We start from the raw sequence: 23,109 nt of genomic DNA on the forward strand, positions 1-23,109 counted from the left end.
TGAACCACACACATGGACGTCCACGTACGGAGTGGGCCGGCCGAACCGTTTCTCAGCGCGCGGGACCTCTTCTCGACCGAGTACGACCTCGACCGACCGGTGACAGTTCGGGTGGAGGCGGACCCGGACGAGCGGACCCGGGTGAGCCACGACGACGACAGCCACCAGCTGACCATCTCGCGGAAGGCCGCGACGAGCGCGATGGCCCGCGAACTCGCCCTCCACGAGTTCGCACACATGCACCACTACGAGCGTGGCCACCCCTCGCACACCCAGTCGACCGAGGAGGCCATCTACCTCGCGCTGGCGGGCCGCTCGGTCGAGCGCCGGAAGCTGACGCACTGCTACCAAATCGCGAACCACATGAAGGACGTCTACGCCGACGACGTCTGGATGGCGATGGCGCCGGGCGACAAACTCGTCGGCTTCCTCGAGGCGAGTCTGGCGGCCGCCGTCGCCGACCGCCCGGCCGAGATGCGCGCGTGGGGGAGCGCCGCCGTGCCGTCCCAGGGCCAGCGACAGACCGGCGCCGCGACCCGACGGACGCCGGCCGCGGACCCGGACATCACGGCGGTCAACGCCGCGTTCGCGCTGGCGCTGTGCGAGCGCCACGACCTCGTGGCCGAGGGCCACAGGCTGTACGACCTCGCACACGCGGCCGCGGAGGACGCCGCCGACGTCGACCTCGCGGAGTTCAAGCGCCACTTCGAGTCGCTCGCGCCGGACCCCGACGAGTCGGAGTTCCGCAAGGCGCTGGTCGACGTGACCAGGGCGTACGCCAGCGGCGAGGGCGGGCGCGCCGCGGACTAGAGGAGTGCCAGTGCCGGCGACAGCGACAGCGCCAGCCCCACCGCCAGCACCGGGTAGTCGGCCCGAGTGAACGCGAGGGGCGGGAGCGTCGGGTTCCACGCGAAACAGCGCGCCCGGAGCGCGACGCCGAGTCGGTCCGACCGTGCGAGCGTCCGCTCCAGCGACCGGACCACGAGCAGTCGCGCCCGCTCCCACGGCGGTCGACGCTCGCCGCCGCGAGCCCGAATCGCGTCGCGGACCTCGCGCACGTCGCCTAGGACGACGGGGAACAGCCGGACGACCAGCGCCGTCCCGACGCCGAGCAACTGTCCGGCCTTCCCCGGGACGAGGCGCTGGACGGCCGCGCGCGTCTCCCGGACCGGCGTGCTCCGCAGGTAGGCGGCGCTCACGAGCAGGACCGGGACGACCCGAGCGACGAGACGGGCCGACCGCAGTGCGGGGTCGACCCGGAACCACGGCGGGCCGAGAGCGACGCCGGCCAGCAGCGGTGCGAGTGCCAGCACCGCGAGTACGACCCGGTAAGAACGGACGACGGCCAGCGGCGAGAGCCGCGCCGCCGCCACCGCCAGCAGGCCGAAGCCCGTCGCACCGACGAGCCACGGTACCGTCGGGTGGGCGACGACGGCGACGGCGAGGCCGAACTGGACCAGCAGTTTCGAGCGGGGGTCGAGCCGGTGGGCGAACGTCTCGTCGGGCCGGTAGCTCAGCATCGCGGGTCACGCACGCCGAGGGCCGGGAGGTCGTCGAGCGCCGTCTCCGGGTCGTCGTCGAGGACGACCCGTCCCTCGTCGAGCCCGACGACGCGGTCGGCCCGCTCGTGGAGGTCACGCAGGTCGTGGGTGACGACGAGGAGGGCGGTCCCGTCGGCATGCAGCGAGTCGAGGTGCGAGAGGACCCGTTCCCGGGCGGGCCAGTCCAGGCCCGCGAGCGGTTCGTCGAGCACGAGGTAGTCGGGTTCCATCGCGAGTGCGCCCGCGATGGCCGCGCGTGCCTGCTCGCCGCCGGAGAGCTCGTCGAGTCGCTCCTCGGCCCGGCCGTCCAGCCCCACTGCCGACAGCGCCGCGTCGACCCGGCGGTCTATCTCGGCCCTGTCGAGGCCGAGGTTCTCCGGACCGAACGCCACGTCGGCGCCGACGGTGGCCGCGACGAACTGGTCGCGGGGGTGCTGGAACACCATGCCGACGGTCGTCCGCGCGACCACCGGCGCCTCGCCCACGTCGGTCCCGTCGACCTCGACCGTCCCGCTGTCGGGGGTCACCAGCGCGTTCAGGTGCCGGACGAGCGTCGTCTTCCCGCTCCCGTTGGGGCCAACGAGCAGGCAGCACTCGCCCGCTGAAATCGAGAGCGACACGTCGTCCAGTACCACGCGGTCGCCGTACCGGAAAGTGAGGTCCCGGACCGCTATCATCGCCGGGCGAGGTAGCCACCCTCGACGATGGCGACGGCGATGCCGAGCTTCAGGAGGTCCAGCGGGACGAACGGGGCCATCACGGCCGCTGCTTTGGGGAGCGGGAGCCCCGTGACCGCCGACAGCCACGGGACGCCGATGGCGTACACGACGGCGAGCGCCGCGACCAGCCCCGCGACCTGGACCGGCACCGACACCTCGGCGAGGGCACGGGGTTCGACGCCGCGGTGGACGACGGCCCCGGCGACGACGCTCCCGACGAGGAACCCGACGAGGAACCCGCCGGTCCCCTGCCCGACGAGGACGTAGCCCAGGCCGGCGTTGCCGTTCGAGAACACCGGGACGCCGGCGATACCGACGAGGAGGTACAGCGCCAGCGCGAGCCCGCCCCAGAGCGGGCCGAGGAGGAGGCCCGCGAAGAACATTCCGAACGGCTGGAGCGAGAACGGCGGGAGCGTTCCGGGCAGCGGTATCGACACCTGTGAGAGCGCCGCCGTCAGCGCCGCGACGAGCACCGCCTGCGTGAAGTGCTTGACCGTCTCGTCACCGACGAGGTCGACCGAGGCGTACTCTTGAGACATACGCTAGCCTCCCACGTCAACCAGAATATAACCGACGGTTCACGGGACCGCGCGCCGACGCCGCGGACGAGGAACGATGCGGCCGCTGGAAGCTGCGAGAGAATCGAAAAGACAGGTCCGCAGATCAGCGAGCGGCGGCCGCGACGCGCTCTTTCTCCTCTTTCTGGTTGACGGCGTACGTCTGGACGTCGTCGTTGGCGGCGCCGATGAGCTGCTGGGCGAGTGCTTCGGCGGCACTGGTGGTCGTCTTGTACGTGCTGCCGTAGACGCCCTCTGCGAGGTACTTCAGGGCCTGGTCGACGCGGCGCTGGGGCGCGACGTCGACGGCCTTCGGGACGGAGATGCCACCGTACTTCAGGCGGACGGTCTCCTCTCGGGGGGCGCTGTTCTCGACGGCGCGGACGAGCACCTGCACCGGGTTCTCCTCGGTGCGCTCGTGGACGATGTCGAAGGCGTCCTGCACGATGGAGGTGGCCAGCTGCTTCTTGCCCGTGTTCTCGTCAGTCTGCATCAGGCGGTTGATGAGGCGCTCGACGACGCTTATCTCGGACTTCTTGAACTGCTTGTCCGCGTGGCGACCCATCGTGTGGGCGATGGGCGTCACGGTGATGTAGCGCTCGGTCGAGGGGTCGGTGTACTCGATGTCGGTCACCGACCACGTACCGAACAGTTCGGCGCGGGCCGTCTCTTCCTCGTCTGTGCCGGCGGGTGCGTCGGGTTCGGGTTGTTCTTCCTCGCTCATGGTTATCGGACCGGTTTCTCGGCGTTGCCACGGACGAGTTCGATCATGGAGACGCCGTTGACCTTCTCGACCTTGTAGTTGACACCGGAGAGGTCGCCCATCGCACGACCCTTCGCCCCACCGATACCGGCGATGGTGACCTCGTCGTGCTCGTCGATGAAGGAGATAGCGCCGTCACCGGGACAGAACGCGGTGACCTGCTTCCCGTTCTTGATGAGCTGGACGCGGACGCACTTCCGAATCGCGGAGTTGGGCTGCTTCGCCTCGATGCCCACCTTCTCCAGTACGATGCCTCGACCCTGCGGCGCGCCCTCGAGCGGGTCGGACTTCTTGCCGAGACCGCGTTCGCGGCGCGCGTAGTCGGAGTCGGACCACCGCTGCTTCTGGCGGTCCTTCTTGAGTTTGCGCGCGGCGTATTTGCCGTTTGCCATAGTACGCGTCGTTATCCAGCGGAGGTACTTAAGACTCTTCTTTCGTCGCCAGCCGATACGGCCGGTGTGTGGCGTTCGCACACACGACGCCGGTCGGTACCGGGGACCCGACGGCGCATTTATTCCACGCTCTCTGTCCTGATACTCACGCCTGATAACTGGACGGGAGAACTTAGGTACACCGTCGAACGACCACCGAACAAGAGCCGACAGTCACGATGAATACAGAAACTTTTCTTCCGGACTTCGTCCGCGCGAGCTACCTGCGGAAGTTCGCTCTCGCCGTCGCCGTCATCGCACTCGTCGTGACGGCGGCCGGACTGGTCGCACAGAGCGCGATAGCGAGCGAGTTGACCGACCAGCGGACCAACGAGCTGCGGACGACGACCCAGCAGGAGGCGGACGGCATGGAGGGATGGCTCGAACAACGGACGCAGACGACCCGGCTGCTGTCGAATCACTACTACGTGAGCGACGCGACGGCGACGCGGGCACAGGGGACGTTCGAGCACGAACAGGAGCGGCTGGGCGGGTCGGTCCACGCCATCAACCTCGTGAACAGGTCGACCAACACGATAGAGCGGAGTACGGTCGAGGGGTACCGCGGCCGCTCGCTGCGTAGCTTCGGGGTCGCCTGGCAGCGCGGGTCGCTCGTTCTCGACGGGCCCAACGACGTCGCACAGTCGCGCGTGTTCGCGCAGGGCGGCCACTTCTACCTCGCGTTCACCAGCAGCGTCCCCGAAACCAACTACCTGACCGTCACGTTCTACAACGTCAGCCAGCACTCGGAGACGTTCAGCAACTCCATCGAGGGCGGGGCGACGCGGGTCGTGGAGACGACCAGCACTGGCAACGAGGTCGTCTTCGCGGGCAACGAGTCGGCAATATTCAGCGCCTACGACGGGGCGGCGGAGTCGCGGGCCGTCTCGTCGGCCGCCAACGGGACCAGCGGGGTCATACAGGACGGCGAGCAGGTGCTGAGCTACGCGCCCGTCGAGGGGAGCAGCTGGGTCGTCGTCAAGAGCGCGCCGACGGCGAACGCCTACGCCCTGCGGAACCGCGTCCAGCGGGACCTGTTCGCGCTCGTCGGCCTCGCCCTGCTGGGCTTCGTCGCCGTCGGCGCGTTCGTCGGCCGGGACATCCGCCGCTCGCTGACCGGCGTCGCCGACCACGCCGAGGCGTTGGCCGCCGGGCAGATCGACGGGAGCGACGGGACCACCGACCGCCTCGACGAGATCGGGCAGGTCGAACGGGCGTTCACCGACATCCAGTCGTACCTCCGCACCGTCGCCGACCAGGCCGACGCGCTCTCCAGCCAGGATTTCGACGACCCGGTGCTCGAGGCGGACGTCCCCGGGCGCCTCGACGAGGTCGGCTCCATCAGCGAGACGACCGCCGGTCAGGCCGAGCGCGTCGCCGCCGCGGCCGAAGAACAGACCGCGACCATCAACGAGGTGACCACGAGCATCGAGTCGCTGTCGGCACAGGCCACCGACCTCCGGGACCTCCTCCGACAGTTCGACGTCGAGTCCGGGCAGGAGTACGCCGGCGACACCGACGTGTTCGACCCGGACGTCGCTGCCGACGGCCAGGGCGACGACTGAGAACGGGCGTCGTCAGGTCAGTTCGATACCGTCGATCTCGAAGTGTCGCTTCGCGAGCTGGCGAGCGGCGTCGATGTTGCGCCCCTCGCGGCCGATAGCCGCACCGCGGTCCTCCTGGGCGACCTCGACGTAGGCCACGGTGTCGTCGTTCTCCGAGACCGTGACGTTGTACACCGCCGCCGGCGCCAGGGCGTTCGCGACGAAGTTCTCGGCCGTCTCGGCGTCCTCCACGAGTTTCACGTCCCGGCCGAGCTGCTCTTCGACGGCCTCGACGGTCTGGCCGCCGGGGCCGATGGCGTCGGCTATCTCCCCGTGTTTGACGAGGTAGACGATCTGGTCGTGGTCCTCGTCGACGACGCAATCCCGGACGGTGACGTCGGCCTCGTCCTCGAAGAGGGCGACCAGTCGCCGCGCTTCGTCCGAGATCTCGACCCGCATCAGTCCTGACTCGCGCCCATGCGGAGGTCGACGTCGCCGGTACCCAGTTTGATGGGCTTGCCGACGATGACGTTCTCGGTGACGCCGTCGAGTTCGTCGACCTCGCCGTGGATGGCGGCGTCGAGCAGGTGGTTGACCGTGACCTCGAACGCCGCGCGGGCGAGCACGGAGTCTTTCGACCCCGAGATGCCGTGGCGGCCGATGGACTCGATGGTCCCCTCGTTGGTCATGATGTCCGCGACCAGCATCAGGTGGCGGACGTTCACGTCGTCCAGCCCCTGCTCTTCGAGGGTGTTCATCGTCTCGTTGATGAGCGTCTCGCGGGCCGCCTCGACGCCGAGGCTCCGGTATATCTCGTGGATGTTGTTACACGTGGTGCGGGAGGCGTCGACGCCCTCGATGCCCAGCACCTCGCCGAAGTCAGAGCCCTCGGTGTAGAGGACGAACTCCTCGCCGTTGTCGGTCTCCTCCTTGCGGATGACGACCCGGGAGATCTCTTCGATGCCCTTGAAGACGATGTCGCGCAGTTCCTCGACGAGCTGGAGCAGGTCCCGGTAGCTCGGCTCCTCGGGGCCGAACTCGATGACGGTGCCGGCCTGCCGGGTCTGGACGCCGAGGTTGGACTCGATGGTCTCGGCGATCTCCTCGGCGATGGCCTCCGTGTCGTTCACGGTGGGCCACCGCTCCAGGAGGGTGTCCTCGTTCAGGTCGATCTGGACGAGCATGTCAGCGACGTTCGTCGAGATGTCACCCAGCGCGAGGATGCGCGTGGCCTCGATCTTCCAGACGACCTCGTGTGCGCGCTCGCGGTCGTCGGCGTACTCCTCGTCCAGATGGACGGTCATCATGGGCGTGTCCGGCGTCTTCCGGGCGTCCACCAGTTCGATGAGGCGCGGGAGCCCCTGCGTGACGTCGATTTCGGCGACGCCCGCGTAGTGGAACGTGTTCATCGTCATCTGCGTCCCCGGTTCCCCGATGGACTGGGCCGAGACGGTCCCCACGGGGTCGAGCGGGTCGACCCGCGTGTCCATGTAGCGGGACTCGACGGCCTTCGCGATGCGGTCGGCGTCCTCGACGCCGACGCCCTTGGCCTCTATCGTGCTGTACACCTCGTCTTTCAGCCGTCGCGGGAGTTCAGTGTCCTCGACGACGGCCTCGATGTCTTCGGATACCATGGTCAGTCATCACCCTCGGCCATCCACCAGTCGTCGGCGTGTTCCGAGAGGTTGGTCCGCTCGGTGCGCTGCCCGAGGAAGCTCTCCTTCTGCTTCTCGCTCTCGAACTCCTCGTTGAGGACGCTGTCGGCTATCTGCTCGACGTCGACGGCGGCCTCGTCCTGGTTGGAGGAGACGTCGACCGGCGACGTGCCGTCCTCGCCGAACTCGAACTGGACGATGGTGTCCGAGGTGTCCCGGACGGTGCCGTCGTACTGCGTCTCCAGTTCGGAGAGCGCGTTGATGAGACGGCGCTGGAGGTACCCGGACTTCGAGGTCCGGACTGCCGTGTCGACCAGCCCCTCGCGGCCACCCATGGCGTGGAAGAAGAACTCCTTCGGGGAGAGCCCCGAGCGGTAGGAGGCCTCGACGAAGCCGTGGGCGTCCGCGGAGAGGTCGCCCTCCTCGAAGTGCGAGAGGGTGCGGTTCTCGTAGCCGCGGTTGATTCGCTCGCCCCGAACTGCCTGCTGGCCGACACAGCCGGCCATCTGGGTCAGGTTCAGCATCGACCCACGCGCGCCGGACTCGGCCATCACGACGGCCGGGTTGTCGTCGTCGAAGTGGTCCTCGGCGATGTCACCGGCGGAGTCACGCGCCTTGCCCAGCGTCTGCATGATCTTCATCTCGAGCGTCTCGTCGACCGTGCGGCCGGGCAGGGACTCGAGGTCGCCGGCCTCGTAGGTCTCGATGAGTTCCTCGACGCGGTCGTAGGCGTTGTCGATGGCGTCGTTGATCTGCTCCTCGGCCGGCCGCGGGATGGACTCGTCGTCGATGCCGATGGAGAACCCGAAGTGCATGATGGAACGCATCGCCAGCGCGGACACCTCGTTGACGAGGATGCGGGCGCGCGTCTTCGAGTAGTCCTTGGCGATGGTGTCGACGACTTCGCCCCCGAACGCGCCGACGGCGTCCTCGTCGATAGTCCCGGAGGTCATCTCCCCGTCCTCGATGGTGACGGTGTCGCCCGCAGAGGACGTGAACTCCAGATTGAGGTCGTCCGGTAGGAGTTCCGAGAACAGCGTGCGGCCGGTCCAGTACTCCTCGCCGGTGTCGTCGACGCCGTCGGCCTCGGGCAGTTCGTCGATGCGGGTCGCCCGAAGCAGGTCGAGCGCCTGCGTCTCGTTGAACTGTGGGTCGGTGTGTGTCAGCAGGTACGTCCCGCTGATGTGGTCCTGGATGGCGCCGATGATGTTCTCGCCGAAGCGCGGCGAGAGCATCTGCTCCTGCACGCGCATGAGGACGCGGGCCTCGGCCCGGGCCTCCTCGTTCTGCAGCGCGTGCATGTTCATCTCGTCGCCGTCGAAGTCGGCGTTGTACGGCGGGCAGACGACGGTGTTCAGCCGGAACGTCTTGTACGGCATCACCACGACCTCGTGGGCCATGATGGACATCCGGTGGAGCGACGGCTGCCGGTTGAAGATGATGATGTCGCCGTCCACGAGGTGGCGGGACACTTCCCAGCCGGCTTCGACCTTCTCGGCCAGTTCCTCGCAGTTCTTCTCGGTCACCTTGAGCCGGCGGCCGTCCGGTCGTCGGACGTAGTTGGCGCCGGGGTGCCCCTCGGGGCCGTTGGCGACGTAGCGGCGGGCGTTGTCGAGGTTCCGCTCGTTGACGTTCATCGTCTGGGTCATCTCGCGGGCGACGCGTTCGGGGACGCCGACCTCGTTCAGCGAGAGGGTCGGGTCCGGCGAGATGACGGTACGCGCCGAGAAGTTGACGCGCTTCCCGGACAGCGAGCCACGGAAGCGACCCTCCTTGCCCTTCAGCCGCTGGGAGAGGGTCTTCAGGGGCCGGCCGGAGCGGTGTCGCGCCGGCGGCGTGCCCGAGATCTCGTTGTCCATGAACGTGGTGACGTGGTACTGCAGCAGTTCCCAGAGGTCCTCGATGATGAGCTGTGGCGCACCGGCCTCGCGGTTCTCCATGAACCGCTGGTTGATGCGGATGATGTCGACCAGCTTGTGGGTCAGGTCGTCCTCGGAGCGCTGGCCGTTGTCCAGCGTGATGGAGGGGCGGGCGGTGACCGGCGGCACCGGGAGCACCGTCAGAATCATCCACTCGGGCCGGGACCGCTCGGGGTTCATGCCGAGCACCTCGATGTCCTCGTCCGGGATGTCCTCGAACCAGTCCCGGATGTCGCTGGGCATCAGCTTGTTCATGTCCTCCTCGGTCAGGTCGACCGAGAGCGCCTTCTCCAGTGCGCGGCGGTCGTCCTGTCGGGGGCGGAACTCGCCGCTGAGGATCTCCTGCACGCGGCCGCTGTCGATGCCCGTCTCCTCGGCGAGGTCCGACGGGGAGATGCGTTCGTCGGACTCCTCCATCGCCTCGGCGATGCGGTCGGGGTAGTCCGCCGAGAGCACCTGCTGGACCTCGTAGTAGGTCGTCGGCTTCTCGTGTTTGATGTCGTACTGCTTCTCGCCGCAGTACGGACAGCGGTCCTTCTTCCGGGCCTGTCGGATGGCGGCCTTCGTCACGTCGTTCAGGTCGCGGCCGAGGTCGCGCGAGCGCTGGAGTTGCTCGGTGAACTCCTCGCGCTCGCTCTCATCGAGACAGAGCCGCGAACACTCGCGGCACGTGCCGCGGAGCAGACGGCGGATGAGCTTCGCGAACCCGACGTGGATGACCGGGGCGGCGAGTTCGATGTGGCCGAAGTGGCCGTTACAGGACCCGCTGTGTTTCCCACAGGTCTTGCACTCCAGTCCGGGGTCGATGACCCCGAGGCGGGGGTCCATCAGCCCCATATCGATGGGGAAGCCGTCGTCGTCGTAGGTGTCGGCCGTGATGACCTTCGTGGCCGACATCTCGCGGTACTCCTCGGGGTCCATCAGCCCGAAACTGAGCTGACCGATCTCCTGTGGTGTCTGTTGGGAACTCATGCTAGACTGCGTCCTCCAGTTCGATTCGCGGAGCGATGCCGAGCGCCTTCATCTCGTCTAAGAGGAGCTTGAACGCGTAGGACATCTCCACCTCGTGGATGTCCGTCTCCTCCTCGCAGTTCGGGCAGTAGATGCGGCGCTGTTCGACGTTCTCGACGGCGGTCATGCCACACTCGCCACAGACGTTGATCCACTCGCGGTCGGACTCGTCGAGCAGACGCTCCTTGAGCGCCATCGCCGCGCCGTGCCCGATGAGCACGTCCCGTTCCATCTCGCCCACGCGGAGGCCACCCTCGCGGGCGCGCCCCTCTGTGGGCTGGCGGGTGAGCACCTGCACCGGCCCGCGCGAACGGGCGTGCAGCTTGTTCGAGACCATGTGGTAGAGCTTCTGGTAGAAGATGTCCCCGACGAAGATGTCGGCCTCGATCTTCTCGCCGGTGACCCCGGAGTACATCGTCTCCTTCCCGCTGGAGTCGAAGCCGTGGGCCTCGAGCGACCCGCGGAGTTCCTCCTCGTCCTCGCCGGTGAAGGCGGTGCCGTCGACGCGGCGGCCTTCGAGCGCGCCGACCTTGCCGCCTATCATCTCGAGGATGTGGCCGACGGTCATGCGCGAGGGGAGCGCGTGCGGGTTGATGATGAGGTCCGGCACGACGCCCTCCTCGGTGAACGGCATGTCCTCCTGCGGTGCGATGTGGCCGACGACGCCCTTCTGGCCGTGCCGGCTGGCGAACTTGTCCCCGAGTTCGGGGATGCGCTCGTCGCGCACCGAGACCTTCGAGAGCTTCGAGCCGTCCTCGCCCTCCATGAGCGTGACGGTGTCGACGACGCCGGACTCACCCGAGCGCATGGTGACGCTGGTCTCCCGGCGCTTCTGCGGGGAGAGGCCGCCCATGTCGTCCGGCTCCTCGAGGAACCGTGGCGGGCTGGTCTTCCCGAGGAGGACGGCGTTCTCGCCGACGTCCGTCTCGGGGTTGACGAGGCCGTCGTCGTCGAGGTGGGTGTACGCCTCCTCGCCGCGAGCGCCCCGGACCTCGTCGTCGGGCATCTCGAAGCGGTCCTCCTGTCCGCCGGGGTAGCGCCGTTCCTCGCCCTCGTAGGTCCGGAAGAAGTGCGACCGAGCGAGCGCGCGGTCGACCGACCCCTTGTTCATCACGAGGGCGTCCTCGATGTTGAACCCCTCGTAGCTCATGACGGCGACGACGAAGTTCTGTGCCGCCGGCCGGTCGTCGTAGCCGATCTGCTCGGTGGTCTGGGTCTTGACCATCGAGAGCTGCGGGTAGTGCAGCAGGTGCTGACGGGTGTCCGGGCGGATGCGGTAGTTCGCGCTCGGCAGTCCCAGCGACTGCTTGATCATCCCCGACCCCATCGTAATCCGCGGGCTGGCGTTGTGTTCGGGGTACGGAATCATCCCCGCACCGATGCCGAACATCAGTTGCGGGTCGACCTCGAGGTGCGTGTGGTTCTCGGTGAGTTCGTCCTCGTCGACGCCGACGAGGATGTCCTCCTCCTCTTCGGCGTCGATGAACTCGACCATGCCGCGCTCGACGAGGTCCTCGAACTCGAGGTCGCCGTTCTTGACCTGCTCGACCTCCTCGTCGGACATCAGCGGCTCGCCGTCCTCGACGACGAGCAGCGGTCGGCGGGCCCGGCCCGCGTCGGCGTTGATGATGACCTCGTCGGTGCGGTCCTTGACCGAGACGTTGACCATCTGGGAGACGTCCCCCCGTCGTCGCGCCTGTCGGACCTGGTCTGCGAGCTGTTCGGGGTCGGGGTGTGTCCCGACCAGACTACCGTTGACGTATACCTTGGCTTCTCGTCCCTGACTCATGTTAGTCGTCCGCGGGCTGCTGTTGGATAGATTCGATACCGGGGATGCCCTGGACCCCCATATCCGCGAGTTCCTGTTTGAGACCCTGTGCGTCCTCGACGTCCTGTGACAGCTCCATCGCCTGCGCGAAGTTCTTCACGAGCCCGCAGTTCGGGCCCTCCGGCGTCTCGGAGGGGCAGATGCGACCCCACTGGGTCGCGTGCAGGTCCCGTGCCTCGAAGTGTGGCTGCGAGCGCGAGAGCGGCGAGCGCAACCGGCGGAGGTGCGAGAGCACCCCCATGAAGTCGGTCCGGTCGACCAGTTGCGAGACGCCGGAGCGGCCGCCGACCCAGTTCCCCGTCGCGATGGGGTGTTCCAGCCGTTCGGTCAGCACGTCCGAGCGGACCACCGTGGAGACAGACAGTTGGCGGTTCCGCATGTTCGCGCGTTCGAGCTGGTACTTCACGTCCCGGGCGAGCTTGTTCAGCGCCGTCCGGAACAGGTCGGTCATCAGGTCGCCGCTGACCTTCAGCCGCTTGTTGGCGTAGTGGTCCTTGTCGTCGGACTCGCGCCGGTCGAGCGCGAGTTCGAAGCAGGCCTCGGCCATCCGGCAGAGGTAGTACGCCTTGTTGATACGGACCTCCTCCTCGTCGACGCCCTCCTCGTGGAGGTGGGGCAGGAGGTAGCGGTCGATGACGTAGTTGGCGCGCTTGAGCTGGTAGTTCTTACCCTGCCCGGAGGCGACGCGCTGGCCGAGCGTCTCGATGGCCTCCTCGGTCGTCTGGACCTCGGCCTCCTCCAGGTTCTCGAGCATGAACTTCACGATCTCCGGGTCCTCGCTCACGCGGTGGACGATCTCCTCGTCGGATTCGAGGCCGAGCGCGCGCACGAGCGTCACGAAGTCGATGCTGCCGGAGACGGACGGGAACGAGACCTCCAGCAGGCCGTCGCGGGTGCGCTCACAGAGCACCAGAGCCCGGTAGCCACGGCGCTGGGAGAAGGTCTTCGCGACCTGCACCTCGTCGCCGTACTTGGTGTCGTACTCCGCGAGGATCTTGTTCGGCGCGAGGTCCTCGCTCGTCATCAGGACGCGCTCGGAGCCGTTGACACAGAAGTAGCCGCCGGGGTCGGCGGGGTCCTCGCCGATGTCGATGAGTTCCTCGTCGGTGAAGCCGGCGATGTTGCACTTGTTCGACCCGACCATGATGGGCATGCGCCCGATCTTGGTCTCGGTCCGGTCGACGACTTCCTCCGGTTCCTCCTCGCCGCCGCGGACGATGGCCATCTCCATGAACACCGGCGCGGAGTAGGTGATGTTCCGGAGACGGGCCTCCTGCGGGTAGAGCAGTTCCTCGCTGCCGTCCGCCTCCCGCACTCGCGGGGTGACCACGCGGACGTCGCCGAGTTCGACCCACACCGGTTCCTGTCCCTCCTTGTCGCCGATGTCGGTGTCGATGGTCTCTTTCTCGTCGACCACCTGCTGCATCCCTCGGTCTAGGAACGCGTTGAACGAGCGGAAGTGATGTTCTGCGAGCCGTTCCTTCGCGAAGTACTCACGCGAGATCGCGCGTCGGTCCTGTGTGTTCATTATTCCACCACCAGCCGATAGACGACTGCCGTATCGGTCGTTCGCGAGTCGCGTTCGATGCGGATGACGTCACCGACCTCCGCGTCGTCCGGGAGTCCCGGGTCGGCGCGTTTGATCTTCGGGAGGTCGGTCTTCTTGATGTCGTACTCGTCGAGCACTGCCTCGAGGTCGTCCTCGTCGACGACGCTGTGGTCGGGGACGAGGTCGTGTTGACTTACATCTACCATGTGTGTGTGCGTGCGTGGGGCCTGCTGCTGGAGAAGGTGGCTGTCACGAGATACTACAGGTCGGTATTGTCGGCACGCATATAACACTTACCAACTTGGCCTGCTGTGGCTACTGGACCCCACAACGCCCACACACAGGCGGTCGTGGGATGGCCTCTCGTACCAGCCAGTTCGGCCAGACCGGATATAGAAGTTTGGGTCCCGTCACGAGTACCCATAACAGGGCGCCTTCCTTTGGAAAGTCTTAATACTACCACCGGGATACGAATGAATGCAGCGAGGCAGCGTGCCCGGATGGTGTAGTGGCCCATCATACGACCCTGTCACGGTCGTGACGCGGGTTCAAATCCCGCTCCGGGCGTCTTCTACTGCGAACGACTTCGGCGAGCACCGCGTGTGCTCGCCATCGTGATCGATCCGTGAGCGAGGCGTCCCGCCGTGCCGTACGCTCGGGGCCGTCGCTCGTCGTCGACAGCCCCGGTTAGCGGCGGTATAACCAAACAGTCGGGTCGAGAACTGCGGCACGTGAGGGGGTCTCCCCCCTCTCCCTGTCATAGGCCCGCCGTGGGGCGGACGTACGGAGACTGACGCCAATCGGGCATAGGCTTTGTCCCGCGACAGCCGTCGACAGACTGTTTAGTGGCGCCCCACCAACAGGGGGCATGGACGACGTCGACGGCGAGGAGATGCCCGGCGCCATCGTCGAGGCGTTCCTCGAGCGCGAGGAGGGCGTGCGGGCGCTACTGGAGGAACTGGAGAAACTGACCATCGAAGGGCGCCACGAGGAGGTGCGCGAGCGCCTCCGGAACCTCGCCGACAGCGACGAGTCCGTGTTCTACACCGTCGCGTTCAGCCTCACCAACTCCCGGCAGTTCTTCGGCGACGTGGAGGCCCAGCTGGACGTGACCGCCGCCGACCGGCTGCGCGACCTCGCGGAGACGTACCCGACGCTGGCCGAACCGTTCAACATCGTGCGCACGGAACGGGCGGAGGACCGCCTGAACCCGGTGACGGACACCAGCTACACCGTCACGTACCACCACGCCGTCGAGTCGCCGATGATAACGTACAGTCCGCTCTCGGGCGACCAGCAGTTGTACGAGTCCCGGGGCACCCCCAGCGAGGTGTTGCGGGTGGCGACGGACCTCGCGTCGGCGACGACCGACGGTCTGGACGTCGCGTTAGAGAACGACTACTCGGTGAACACGGAGGAGCTGAGCACGCTCATCGACCGGCGCGAGGAACTGGAGACCGAGCTGTCGAAGCTCAGGGACCAACTGGACGAGTTGCGACGGACGCCCGTCGAGGAGTAGCGAGAGCGCGACCGGAAGGAGTGGTCGCGGAGTACGAGCGGCGAACGGAGAGCGGACACCCCACCACACGGCCGGTGACACGACCGCAACTGGAGCGTTTATATAGCGCCACGCGTAACCGTAGGTACGATTCTCAATGGGCATAGAGCGACTCGCCAATCAGGTAGAGAAGGAGAGCAGGGACCTCGCGATCCTGGAAGTCGTCATCGAGCAGGGGCCGATAGGTATCGTTCGTCTCTCGGAGGAGACGGGCATCCCCGAGCACAAGGTGCGGTACTCGCTGCGGATGCTGGAGGACGACGAACTCGTCGACCCGACGCCGCAGGGGGCGGTTGCGGCCGACGACATCGACCAGCGCGTCGCCGACATCAACGAGGGCATCGCCGGTCTCGTCGAGCGCCTCGAAGAACTCGAGGACCTCGTCCCGACGGCCGAGGCGGCCGAGTAGCCCGGGCAACCGTTTTCACCGGGGCCGTCGAAGCGGGCGCCATGGACGTCGCACTCGTCAGCGACACGCACATCCCGTCGCGAGCGACGGCGATACCCGACCCCTTCCGCGAGCGCATCGAGGCCGCCGACCACGTCGTCCACGCCGGCGACTTCGACAGCGAGGGGGCGCTGGCGAACGTCAGGGCGATGGCGTCGCGCCTCACGGCCGTCGGCGGGAACATGGACCCGCGCATCGGCCTCCCTGATGTGGCGACGGTCGAACTCGGCGGGGTCACCTTCGTCGTCACACACGGCACCGGGTCACATCGAGGGTACGAGGACCGGGTGGCCGGCATCGTCCGCGAGGAGGCGGGTCCTGACGCCGTCGGCGTCGCGGGCCACACCCACGAGGTGCTGGACACGACCCACGGCGGCGTGCGCCTGTTGAACCCCGGGAGCGCGACGGGCGCGTCCCCCGCGGACCGGGCGACGATGCTGACCGCCACTGTCGCCGACGGCGACCTCGACGTGACGCTCCACGAGCAGTAGCCGCCCGGACACTCACGGCCGTGTCGTCAGGTCGCGTCGTCGGCAACCGACGAGCCGCCACAGCGCCCAGAGACAGCCCACGGCCCCGATGGCGGCGAGGACGGTGCCGACAGGACGGAGACGGGCGGCCGGCAGCGACGCCAGCACACCGGGCGTCGCGGCCGTCGGCACCAGCAGGAACCGCAGGCCGAGGCCGACGACGACGAACAGGCCACCGAGCGCGTAGTCCCGGCGGACCGGCCACGCGGGAACCGCCCCGGAGAGCGTCCGGACGATGTGGAAGACGAACAGGAGGCCGGCGGTCGACCCCATCGCGTGCAGGAGGAGGAACGCGGCCAGACGGGCGTCCATGGCGTCGTTCGGGGCCCGGGCGACAAAACCCCACGGCCGCTACCGGCAGCGATTGCCACCGTCGGCCGTGCTTGCTACTAACGGCGTCCTTTTTCCCGCGGAACCCACAGGAGCAGTATGGACGTCTCCGCGGTCGAGGGACTGCCCGAGGTGCGCCCCGGCGACGACGTGGCCGAACTCGTCGCCGAGCACGCGGACCTGCAGGACGGCGACGTGCTCTGCGTGGCCAGCACCATCGTCTCGAAGGCGGCGGGTCGGCAGGCCGACCTCGACGACTTCGAGCCGAGCGACCGGGCGCGGGACATCGCCGACCGCATCGCGGCCATCGCCGGCGAGGAGAAGGACCCCCGCTTCGCGCAGGCGGTCATCGAGGAGAGCGAGGAGGTCGTCCTCGACGCGCCGTTCATCCTCGCGGTGACACAGTTCGGCCACATCACGGTCAACGCGGGCATCGACCGCTCGAACGTGCCCGACGCCGACCTGCTGTTGCTCCCCGAGGACCCGACGGACTGCGCCGAGCGCATCCGGGCGGGGCTTCGCGAGCGGACCGGGGCCGACGTGGCGGTCGTCGTCACGGACACCTCGGGCCGGCCGTTCCGCCTCGGACAGCGAGGCGTCGCGCTCGGCTGGGCCGGCATCCACGCCGCCCGCGACTGGCGCGGCGAACGCGACAGGGACGGCCGCGAACTCGGCGTCACGGTGCAGGCCGTCGTCGACGAACTCGCCGCCGCCGGGAACCTCGTCACCGGCGAGGGGGACGGCGGCACCCCGGTCGCCCGCATCCGCGGCTTCGAGTTCGGCGACCACGGCGGCAGCGACGACCTCTACCGCCCGCCGGAGAAGGACGTCGTCCGGCAGGCACTCAGGGAATGGTCTCATGTACGGGATTGAACTCACTCCGGAACACCCAGTCGCACAGCTATCCGACTTCGCCGTCCAGGCCGAGCGGGAGGGCTTCGACGCGGTCTTCGCCAGCCACCACTACAACAACCGCGACCAGTTCATGGCGCTGGGCGGGATGGCCAGCCGGACCGACGAGATTCTGCTCGGCCCCGGCATCGCCAACCCCTACGAGACCCACCCCGTGACGCTGGCCTCGCGGACGGCGACGCTGGCGGAGATGAGCGACGGCCGCGCCCTCTTCGGCGTCGGCCCCGGCGACAAGTCCACCATCCGCAACCTCGGGTTCGACCACGACGACGCGCTCCGGCGCGTGCTGGAGACGTTCAAGGTCGCCCAGCGCCTCTGGGACGGCGAACGCGTCGACCACGACGGCACCTTCACCGCCGACGACGCGGGCCTGAACTACGAGGTCGGCGAGGTGCCGGTCTACGTCGGCGCGCAGGGCCCCCACATGACGCGGATGGCCGCCAAACACGCCGACGGGGCGCTGTACAACGGCGCGCACCCGAAGGACCTCGCGTGGGCCCGCGACCAGGTCGAGGACATGGCCGAGGACCGGGTGCCCGACGGCGAGTTCGACCTCGCGGCCTACGCCAGCGTCTCCGTCGCCGAGGACGCCGACGCCGCACGGGAGGCCGCCCGGCCGCCGGTGGCGTTCGTCGCCGCCGGGTCGCCGCCGCCAGTGTTAGACCGCCACGGCATCGACCACGACGTGGCCAGCGACGTCGGCGACGCCATCTCGGCGGGCGAGTTCGAGAAGGCGTTCGGCTTGGTCACGGAGCCGATGCTGGAGGCGTTCTGTATCGCCGGCACGCCGGAGGACGTCGCCGAGCGGACCGAAGCGCTGCGAGAACACGCCGACAGCGTCGTCTTCGCCTCGCCGCTCGGGCCGGACGTCGAGCGGGCTATCGAGCTTCTCGGGGCGGTGGTGACCGACCGCCGCTCCCCGGACGCATGACCAGCGAGAGCGCCGCGCCCAGCGTCAGGTAGCCGAAGACGACGGAGGCGGCGCCGACGAACAGCGTCCCGAACAGGATGAGGATAGCCGACAGCGGGTCGGCGAGTGCGACGTCGGCGAACCGGCCCGGCATCTCGACGATACTCTGTATAAGCTGTGTGAGTAGCCCTTGCATACGCGCCGCTTAGCGGTCGCCCCACTTTGTGCTTCCGTTCGCGGCGACCGAGCCACACAGCTATTTGACGCTCCCGGCCCCAGTGGACACCATGGGAGAGGACGCCTCGCTGGACCAGTTCCTCGGCGGTGGCGACGACGGGGACGACGACGCGGCCGACGGCGACACGGGTGACGACGGCGACGCGACGCCCGCCGACGGGGAGCGTGCGAGCGAGAGTGCCGACGCCGAGACGGCGCCCGGAGACGGCCCGACGCCGGCGACGACGACCTACGCGTGGTCGGACGAGGGCACCCGGTGTGCGGCGTGTGGGGAGGTCGTGGAACGGCGCTGGCAACAGGACGGCGCCCTCGTCTGCGTAGCGTGCAAGGAGTGGGACCGGGCCTGATACGGTCGTGTGTCACAGGTGCGCATCCAGCAGAGTTACGTATTCTCGCCCCGAACTACGGCCAACTGGAACTTCGCACGGTGGTGACGGGCGCGGGGACAAAGCACTTACTCGGCGTCGTACCAAGGCAGGACGCCCCGTGGTCTACACCACCGTGCGGACCCTCCACTCATGACAGATACGGACACCACACGCGGCCAACAGTCGGACAGTGCACTCCGCGAGGCGACTCGCGTCGCGACACAGGTAATCGAGAACGTCGAAGAGGTCATCGTCGGCCACCACGACGAGATCGAGCACATCGTGACGGCGATGCTGGGCCGTGGCCACATCCTGCTCGAGGACGTCCCCGGCGTCGGCAAGACGATGCTCGCCCGCTCCGTGGCCGCGTCGTTCGACGGCGAGTTCAAGCGCGTCCAGTTCACCCCCGACCTGCTCCCGACGGACGTCACCGGCGTCAACGTGTTCAACCAGAAGACCCAGGAGTTCGAGTTCCGCCGCGGCCCCATCTTCGGCAACGTCGTGTTGGGCGACGAGATCAACCGCGCGCCGCCGAAGACGCAGTCGGCACTGCTCGAGGCCATGGAGGAGGGACAGGTCTCCGTCGACGGGACGACATACGCCGTCCCGCAACCGTTCACCGTCATCGCCACCCAGAACACCGTCGAGCAGAACAAGGCCTACGACCTGCCGATGGCCGAGCTCGACCGGTTCATGACGAAGCTCCACCTGGGCTACCCCGAGGCGGGCGAGGAGACGGCGATGCTCGGCGAGGTCGTCGGCCACCACCCGATAGAGGAGCTGCAGCCGGTCGCGACGCTCGAGGACCTGCAGGCGGCCCGGGACACCGTGGCCGACGTGACCGTCGAGGAGCCGATTCGGGCCTACGCGACGCGGCTCGCGCGCTACACGCGCGACCACGCCGAGCTGGGCGTCAGCCCGCGCGGGAGCATCTCGCTGCTGCGGGCCGCACAGGCCCGGGCAGTGTTGAACAACCGCGAGTACGTCGTCCCCGACGACGTCCAGCAGGAGGCCCCAGTGGTCCTCCCCCACCGGATTCGGACCGACAGCAGCGAGCAGACGGCCGCGGACCTCGTCACCGCGGCCCTGAACACGGTCGACGTCGAGTAAGATGCGCCCGACACGTCGCGGCGTCGGTGTCCTGCTGGTCGCCGGCGCCGCCGTCGCGGTCGGCGCGCAGTTCGGCCAGCAGGCGCTCGGCGCGGTCGCCGGTCCCCTGTTCGTGGCCGTCGTCGCCGCCGCCGGGCAGGTGTACTGGGCCGGCACGCCGACGGTCGAGCGCGAGCCGCCCCGCCGCGGGTTCCCCGGCGAACGGCGGAGCGTCGAACTGACCGTCGACGGGAGCGGCGTCGCCCGGATCACCGACCGCCTCCCGGACGGCATCGACGGGACGGCGACGAGCGCCCGCTCGCTGCCGGCCGCCGTCGAGTACGACGTGACCTACGAGCGCCGCGGCGAGCACCGCCTCGGCCCGGTCGACGTCAGCGTGACCGACTCGCTCGGCCTCGTCACCGCCTCGACGACCGTCGACGTGACCGACGAGATACTCGTCTACCCGCCGGTCTACCGACTCGGCGGGCCGGAGGCGTTCGTCCGGACGCTGACCCCCGACGCCGAGGACCGGCAGGCGTTCGACCGCCTCCGGGAGTACGTCCCCGGCGACTCGCTGCGGGACGTCCACTGGAAGTCCAGCGCGAAGCGCGACGACCTGCTCGTCAAGGAGTTCGCCGACCGGAACAGCGACCGCGGCCTCGTCGTCGTCGCGGAGGCCGAGGACGGCCGCGCCGACGAGATGGCCGCCGCCGCCGCGACGGTGGCGATGGGGGCCCTCGAGAGCGGGCTCGCCGTCGAGCTGGTGACGCCCGACGGGAGCGTCGACGCGGGCTACGGCGACACCCACCGAGTCCGCCTGCTCGAGACGCTCGCACGCACCGGCGCCGGGACGACCGGCCGGAGCGGCGACGCCGACGTGCTGGTGACCGCCGACGCCGACGGCGTCACGGTCACCGTCGAGGACAGACAGCAGGCCTTCGAGGACGTGACCGTGAGCCACGACAACCCCCTCGCCGGGGAGGTGGGGTCGTGAGCGTCCTCGCTCGGGTCCGCGGCCGCCTCCCGTGGGACGAGACGCGGCTGCTCGCGCTGCTGTCGGTCGCGCTCGCGCTCGGCGCGCCGCTCCGGACCATGTACCACCTCATCGACGTGGTCGGGTCGCCGACGGCGTTTCTCCTCGTGACGGCCGTGTCGCTCGTCGCGGCGGCCGTCCTCGCGCGAGTGCTGCGACCGATACTCGCGATAGCGGTGGGTGCGGTCCTGTTCGGTGCCGGCCTCGTGTGGTACGTGACGAACCTCTCGACGGACCCGGCGGCGTCCGCGCTCGTCCGCGACACCGTGGCGCTGTTGAGCGGGCGGCGACTGCTCCAGATAGCCAACGTCCGCCTGTGGGTCATCTCCTTCGCGCCCGCCCCGGTGTTCCTCACGACGTACTTCGCGCTCCGTCGGTGGTACGTCACGGCGACGCTCGCGGCCGGGACGGCGCTGGGCTTCTTCGTCCTGACGACGGACGCCGGCGTGGTGACGACGCTGCTCGGCGTCGTCGGTGCGTTCGCGACCATCGGGTTCGGGACGCTCGACACGCTGGACGACGGCGGCGAGCGCGCGGTGACCGAGGACCCGGCCGCCGACCCCAGCACCGGCGACGACGGCATCGACTCGGGGCGGCGCGGCGTGCTCGAACAGCTGGCGGCGATAATCGTCCTGCCGGCGGTACTCTCGCGGCTGCCGTCGGTGGCGGGGACGTCGCTCTCGTTCGCCAACGAGGAGCAACCGACCGTCGAGGGGAGCATCGTCGACGCCGACGAGTCGATGACGGTGCAGGGGGACATCACGCTGACGCCGACGGTGCGCTACACCGTCGAGAGCGAGGAGGCGCGCTACTGGCGGGTGGCGGCCTACGACCGCTACACGGGCGACGGGTGGGTCAGGACGGGGAACGCCAGCCCGTACGACGGGGCGCGCCTCGCCGGGCCACCGGGCGACAGCCGGACGGTCCGGCAGTCCTTCGAGGCGGAGTCCGACATCGGCACCGTCCCCGCCGCCTGGAAGCCGGTGCGGTACAACGGCGATCCGGCCGTCGAACTGACGACCCACGAGGGGTTGCAGCCGGTCGGTGACCTCGCCGCGGGCGACAGCTACCAGGTCGTGAGCGAGGTGCCGGTCGCGACGCCGCGGCAGTTGCGCGAGGCCGGGACGGAGTACCCCGACGAGGTGACCAGCCGCTACCTGCAACTGCCCGAGAGCACGCCCGACCGGGTCGGCGAGACGACGGCGACGCTGACCGCGAACGCCGAGAACCCCTACGAGACCGCGCTCGTCGTCGAGCGCTGGCTCCAGAACAACCGGGAGTACTCGCTGGACGTCGAGCGACCGGAGCGGAACGTCGCCGACCGGTTCCTCCACGCGATGGACCGGGGGTACTGCGTCTACTTCGCGACGACGATGGTGACGATGCTGCGCACGCAGGACATCCCCGCGCGGCTGGCCGTCGGCTACACGCCGGGGGAACAGGTCGACGAGAGCCGCTGGGTGGTCCGCGGCCTCAACTCGCACGCGTGGGTCGAGGCCTTCTTCCCCGGCCACGGCTGGATCCAGTTCGACCCGACGCCCAGCGACCCGCGGGAGGCGGCCGAACAGGCCCGCATCGAGGAGGCCCGTGACGACGGCGTGGAGTCGGTCGACACGGGAGAGACGGGCAACGGCTCCGAGTTCACTCAGACGGAGACGCCCACGCCGCCGCCCCTGACCGAGGACAACGAGACCGCGACGACGGAGACGCCCGAACCGACCAACACCACGAACGAGACGACGACGCCGTTCGGTGGCCCACAGGGCGGTGGCGGCGACGGGGGCGAGACGGGCCTGACCGTCCCCGACCTCCCCTCGCGCGAGGAGACGGCGCTGGGGCTGGTCGCGCTGCTCGGGACCGCGGCCGGACTCCGCAGGGCGGGCGTCACCGAGCGAGTCTCCCGAGCAATCTGGCTCCGCCACCAGCGTCGGACCGACCCGGAGACCGACGTCGAACAGGCGTTCCAGCGAGCGATGTACGTCCTGCAGGACGAGCACCGCCCCCGGGAGGCCGGCGAGACGGTCCGGGCCTATCTCGACGCCGTCGACGCCGACGCCGACGTCCGTCACCTCGCGACGCTCCGCGAGCGGCTGCGGTACGGCGGGACCGTCTCGGAGGCAGCGGCCGACGAGGCCGTCGAAATCGCCGACAGCGTCGTCGCGAACCGGTAAGCC

General features: G+C 68.8%; 24 protein-coding genes and 1 tRNA gene. 12 read left to right on the forward strand and 13 right to left on the reverse strand.

Going from position 1 to position 23,109, the window contains the following annotated elements:
* Nucleotides 1-12 precede the first annotated feature (12 nt).
* Nucleotides 13-810, forward strand: coding sequence for a DUF5781 family protein (locus ACV7GQ_RS14175; RefSeq protein WP_470310876.1), 798 nt, complete (start codon nt 13-15; stop codon nt 808-810).
* Here ACV7GQ_RS14175 and ACV7GQ_RS14180 read toward each other — a convergent pair.
* From ACV7GQ_RS14180 to ACV7GQ_RS14200, 5 genes are all read right to left on the reverse strand, one after another.
* Nucleotides 807-1,520, reverse strand: coding sequence for an energy-coupling factor transporter transmembrane component T family protein (locus tag ACV7GQ_RS14180; protein WP_470310877.1), 714 nt, complete (start codon nt 1,518-1,520; stop codon nt 807-809). The two genes, ACV7GQ_RS14175 and ACV7GQ_RS14180, sit on opposite strands and share 4 nt — an antisense overlap.
* Entirely contained in the window at nt 1,514-2,218 is a 705-nt protein-coding gene (locus ACV7GQ_RS14185) for an energy-coupling factor ABC transporter ATP-binding protein (protein WP_470310878.1), read from the reverse strand. Before ACV7GQ_RS14185 ends, ACV7GQ_RS14180 begins: the two co-directional genes overlap by 7 nt.
* Nucleotides 2,215-2,799, reverse strand: coding sequence for a biotin transporter BioY (locus tag ACV7GQ_RS14190; RefSeq protein WP_470310879.1), 585 nt, complete (start codon nt 2,797-2,799; stop codon nt 2,215-2,217). The genes ACV7GQ_RS14185 and ACV7GQ_RS14190 overlap by 4 nt, the downstream gene beginning before the upstream one ends.
* Nucleotides 2,800-2,923: 124 nt before the next feature.
* A complete protein-coding gene (locus tag ACV7GQ_RS14195) occupies nt 2,924-3,541 on the reverse strand; it encodes a 30S ribosomal protein S7 (protein ID WP_188999249.1) in 618 nt (205 codons plus the stop codon).
* Between the two features lie 2 nt (nt 3,542-3,543).
* The gene (locus ACV7GQ_RS14200; protein WP_470310880.1) at nt 3,544-3,972 is read right to left on the reverse strand and encodes a 30S ribosomal protein S12; all 429 of its coding nucleotides are present in this window, start codon (nt 3,970-3,972) and stop codon (nt 3,544-3,546) included.
* 218 nt (nt 3,973-4,190) lie between these two features.
* On the opposite strand from ACV7GQ_RS14200, the gene ACV7GQ_RS14205 reads away from it, so the two are divergent.
* Nucleotides 4,191-5,576, forward strand: coding sequence for a HAMP domain-containing protein (locus ACV7GQ_RS14205; RefSeq protein WP_470310881.1), 1,386 nt, complete (start codon nt 4,191-4,193; stop codon nt 5,574-5,576).
* A 12-nt stretch (nt 5,577-5,588) separates the two neighbouring features.
* Here ACV7GQ_RS14205 and ACV7GQ_RS14210 read toward each other — a convergent pair whose 3' ends face one another.
* Genes ACV7GQ_RS14210 through ACV7GQ_RS14235 form a run of 6 tightly spaced genes read right to left on the reverse strand, consistent with a single transcriptional unit; the run spans nt 5,589 to nt 13,723 of the window.
* Nucleotides 5,589-6,014 carry a NusA-like transcription termination signal-binding factor gene (locus ACV7GQ_RS14210; RefSeq protein ID WP_470310882.1) on the reverse strand — a complete coding sequence of 142 codons (426 nt, stop codon included), beginning with the start codon at nt 6,012-6,014 and terminating at the stop codon, nt 5,589-5,591.
* Nucleotides 6,014-7,189: a DNA-directed RNA polymerase subunit A'' gene (rpoA2, locus tag ACV7GQ_RS14215; RefSeq protein ID WP_470310883.1), complete on the reverse strand. Its 1,176-nt coding sequence runs from the start codon at nt 7,187-7,189 to the stop codon at nt 6,014-6,016. The genes ACV7GQ_RS14210 and rpoA2 overlap by 1 nt, the downstream gene beginning before the upstream one ends.
* A gap of 2 nt (nt 7,190-7,191) precedes the next feature.
* Nucleotides 7,192-10,101: a DNA-directed RNA polymerase subunit A' gene (locus tag ACV7GQ_RS14220; RefSeq protein WP_470310884.1), complete on the reverse strand. Its 2,910-nt coding sequence runs from the start codon at nt 10,099-10,101 to the stop codon at nt 7,192-7,194.
* A 1-nt stretch (nt 10,102) separates the two neighbouring features.
* Nucleotides 10,103-11,929 (reverse strand): DNA-directed RNA polymerase subunit B, encoded by a 1,827-nt coding sequence (gene rpoB, locus ACV7GQ_RS14225; RefSeq protein WP_470310885.1) that lies wholly within the window; start codon nt 11,927-11,929, stop codon nt 10,103-10,105.
* A gap of 1 nt (nt 11,930) precedes the next feature.
* Nucleotides 11,931-13,496: a DNA-directed RNA polymerase subunit B'' gene (locus ACV7GQ_RS14230; RefSeq protein WP_470310886.1), complete on the reverse strand. Its 1,566-nt coding sequence runs from the start codon at nt 13,494-13,496 to the stop codon at nt 11,931-11,933.
* On the reverse strand, nt 13,496-13,723 hold the full coding sequence (locus ACV7GQ_RS14235; RefSeq protein ID WP_166968171.1) for a DNA-directed RNA polymerase subunit H: 228 nt from the start codon (nt 13,721-13,723) through the stop codon (nt 13,496-13,498). The genes ACV7GQ_RS14230 and ACV7GQ_RS14235 overlap by 1 nt, the downstream gene beginning before the upstream one ends.
* A gap of 288 nt (nt 13,724-14,011) precedes the next feature.
* Between ACV7GQ_RS14235 and ACV7GQ_RS14240 the strand changes: the two genes are divergently transcribed.
* From ACV7GQ_RS14240 to ACV7GQ_RS14255, 4 genes are all read left to right on the forward strand, one after another.
* A tRNA-Asp gene (locus ACV7GQ_RS14240) sits at nt 14,012-14,084 on the forward strand.
* A 301-nt stretch (nt 14,085-14,385) separates the two neighbouring features.
* Nucleotides 14,386-15,036, forward strand: coding sequence for a hypothetical protein (locus tag ACV7GQ_RS14245; protein WP_470310887.1), 651 nt, complete (start codon nt 14,386-14,388; stop codon nt 15,034-15,036).
* A 136-nt stretch (nt 15,037-15,172) separates the two neighbouring features.
* A complete protein-coding gene (locus tag ACV7GQ_RS14250; RefSeq protein ID WP_470310888.1) occupies nt 15,173-15,484 on the forward strand; it encodes a winged helix-turn-helix transcriptional regulator in 312 nt (103 codons plus the stop codon).
* A gap of 41 nt (nt 15,485-15,525) precedes the next feature.
* The gene (locus tag ACV7GQ_RS14255; protein ID WP_470310889.1) at nt 15,526-16,014 is read left to right on the forward strand and encodes a metallophosphoesterase family protein; all 489 of its coding nucleotides are present in this window, start codon (nt 15,526-15,528) and stop codon (nt 16,012-16,014) included.
* A 12-nt stretch (nt 16,015-16,026) separates the two neighbouring features.
* Here ACV7GQ_RS14255 and ACV7GQ_RS14260 read toward each other — a convergent pair whose 3' ends face one another.
* A complete protein-coding gene (locus ACV7GQ_RS14260) occupies nt 16,027-16,365 on the reverse strand; it encodes a hypothetical protein (protein WP_470310890.1) in 339 nt (112 codons plus the stop codon).
* Nucleotides 16,366-16,482: 117 nt separating this feature from the next.
* Between ACV7GQ_RS14260 and ACV7GQ_RS14265 the strand changes: the two genes are divergently transcribed.
* Together ACV7GQ_RS14265 and ACV7GQ_RS14270 are read left to right on the forward strand one after the other, a co-directional pair.
* Nucleotides 16,483-17,256 carry a coenzyme F420-0:L-glutamate ligase gene (locus ACV7GQ_RS14265; protein WP_470310891.1) on the forward strand — a complete coding sequence of 258 codons (774 nt, stop codon included), beginning with the start codon at nt 16,483-16,485 and terminating at the stop codon, nt 17,254-17,256.
* Nucleotides 17,243-18,226 (forward strand): 5,10-methylenetetrahydromethanopterin reductase, encoded by a 984-nt coding sequence (locus ACV7GQ_RS14270; protein ID WP_470310892.1) that lies wholly within the window; start codon nt 17,243-17,245, stop codon nt 18,224-18,226. The genes ACV7GQ_RS14265 and ACV7GQ_RS14270 overlap by 14 nt, the downstream gene beginning before the upstream one ends.
* On the opposite strand, the gene ACV7GQ_RS14275 is transcribed toward ACV7GQ_RS14270, so the two are convergent.
* The gene (locus ACV7GQ_RS14275) at nt 18,174-18,401 is read right to left on the reverse strand and encodes a DUF8024 family protein (protein WP_470310893.1); all 228 of its coding nucleotides are present in this window, start codon (nt 18,399-18,401) and stop codon (nt 18,174-18,176) included. The genes ACV7GQ_RS14270 and ACV7GQ_RS14275 overlap by 53 nt on opposite strands.
* 91 nt (nt 18,402-18,492) lie before the next feature.
* On the opposite strand from ACV7GQ_RS14275, the gene ACV7GQ_RS14280 reads away from it, so the two are divergent.
* From ACV7GQ_RS14280 to ACV7GQ_RS14295, 4 genes are all read left to right on the forward strand, one after another.
* Nucleotides 18,493-18,789, forward strand: a complete 297-nt coding sequence (locus ACV7GQ_RS14280; RefSeq protein ID WP_470310894.1) for a DUF7573 domain-containing protein — start codon at nt 18,493-18,495, stop codon at nt 18,787-18,789.
* Between the two features lie 171 nt (nt 18,790-18,960).
* Complete coding sequence (locus ACV7GQ_RS14285) at nt 18,961-19,920, forward strand: AAA family ATPase (protein ID WP_470310895.1); 960 nt, start codon at nt 18,961-18,963, stop codon at nt 19,918-19,920.
* A gap of 1 nt (nt 19,921) precedes the next feature.
* Nucleotides 19,922-20,896, forward strand: a complete 975-nt coding sequence (locus tag ACV7GQ_RS14290) for a DUF58 domain-containing protein (protein WP_470310896.1) — start codon at nt 19,922-19,924, stop codon at nt 20,894-20,896.
* Nucleotides 20,893-23,106: a transglutaminase TgpA family protein gene (locus ACV7GQ_RS14295; RefSeq protein ID WP_470310897.1), complete on the forward strand. Its 2,214-nt coding sequence runs from the start codon at nt 20,893-20,895 to the stop codon at nt 23,104-23,106. The genes ACV7GQ_RS14290 and ACV7GQ_RS14295 overlap by 4 nt, the downstream gene beginning before the upstream one ends.
* The last annotated feature ends 3 nt before the right edge of the window (nt 23,107-23,109 follow it).

Source organism: Haloarcula sp. MBLA0163 (assembly GCF_055632435.1).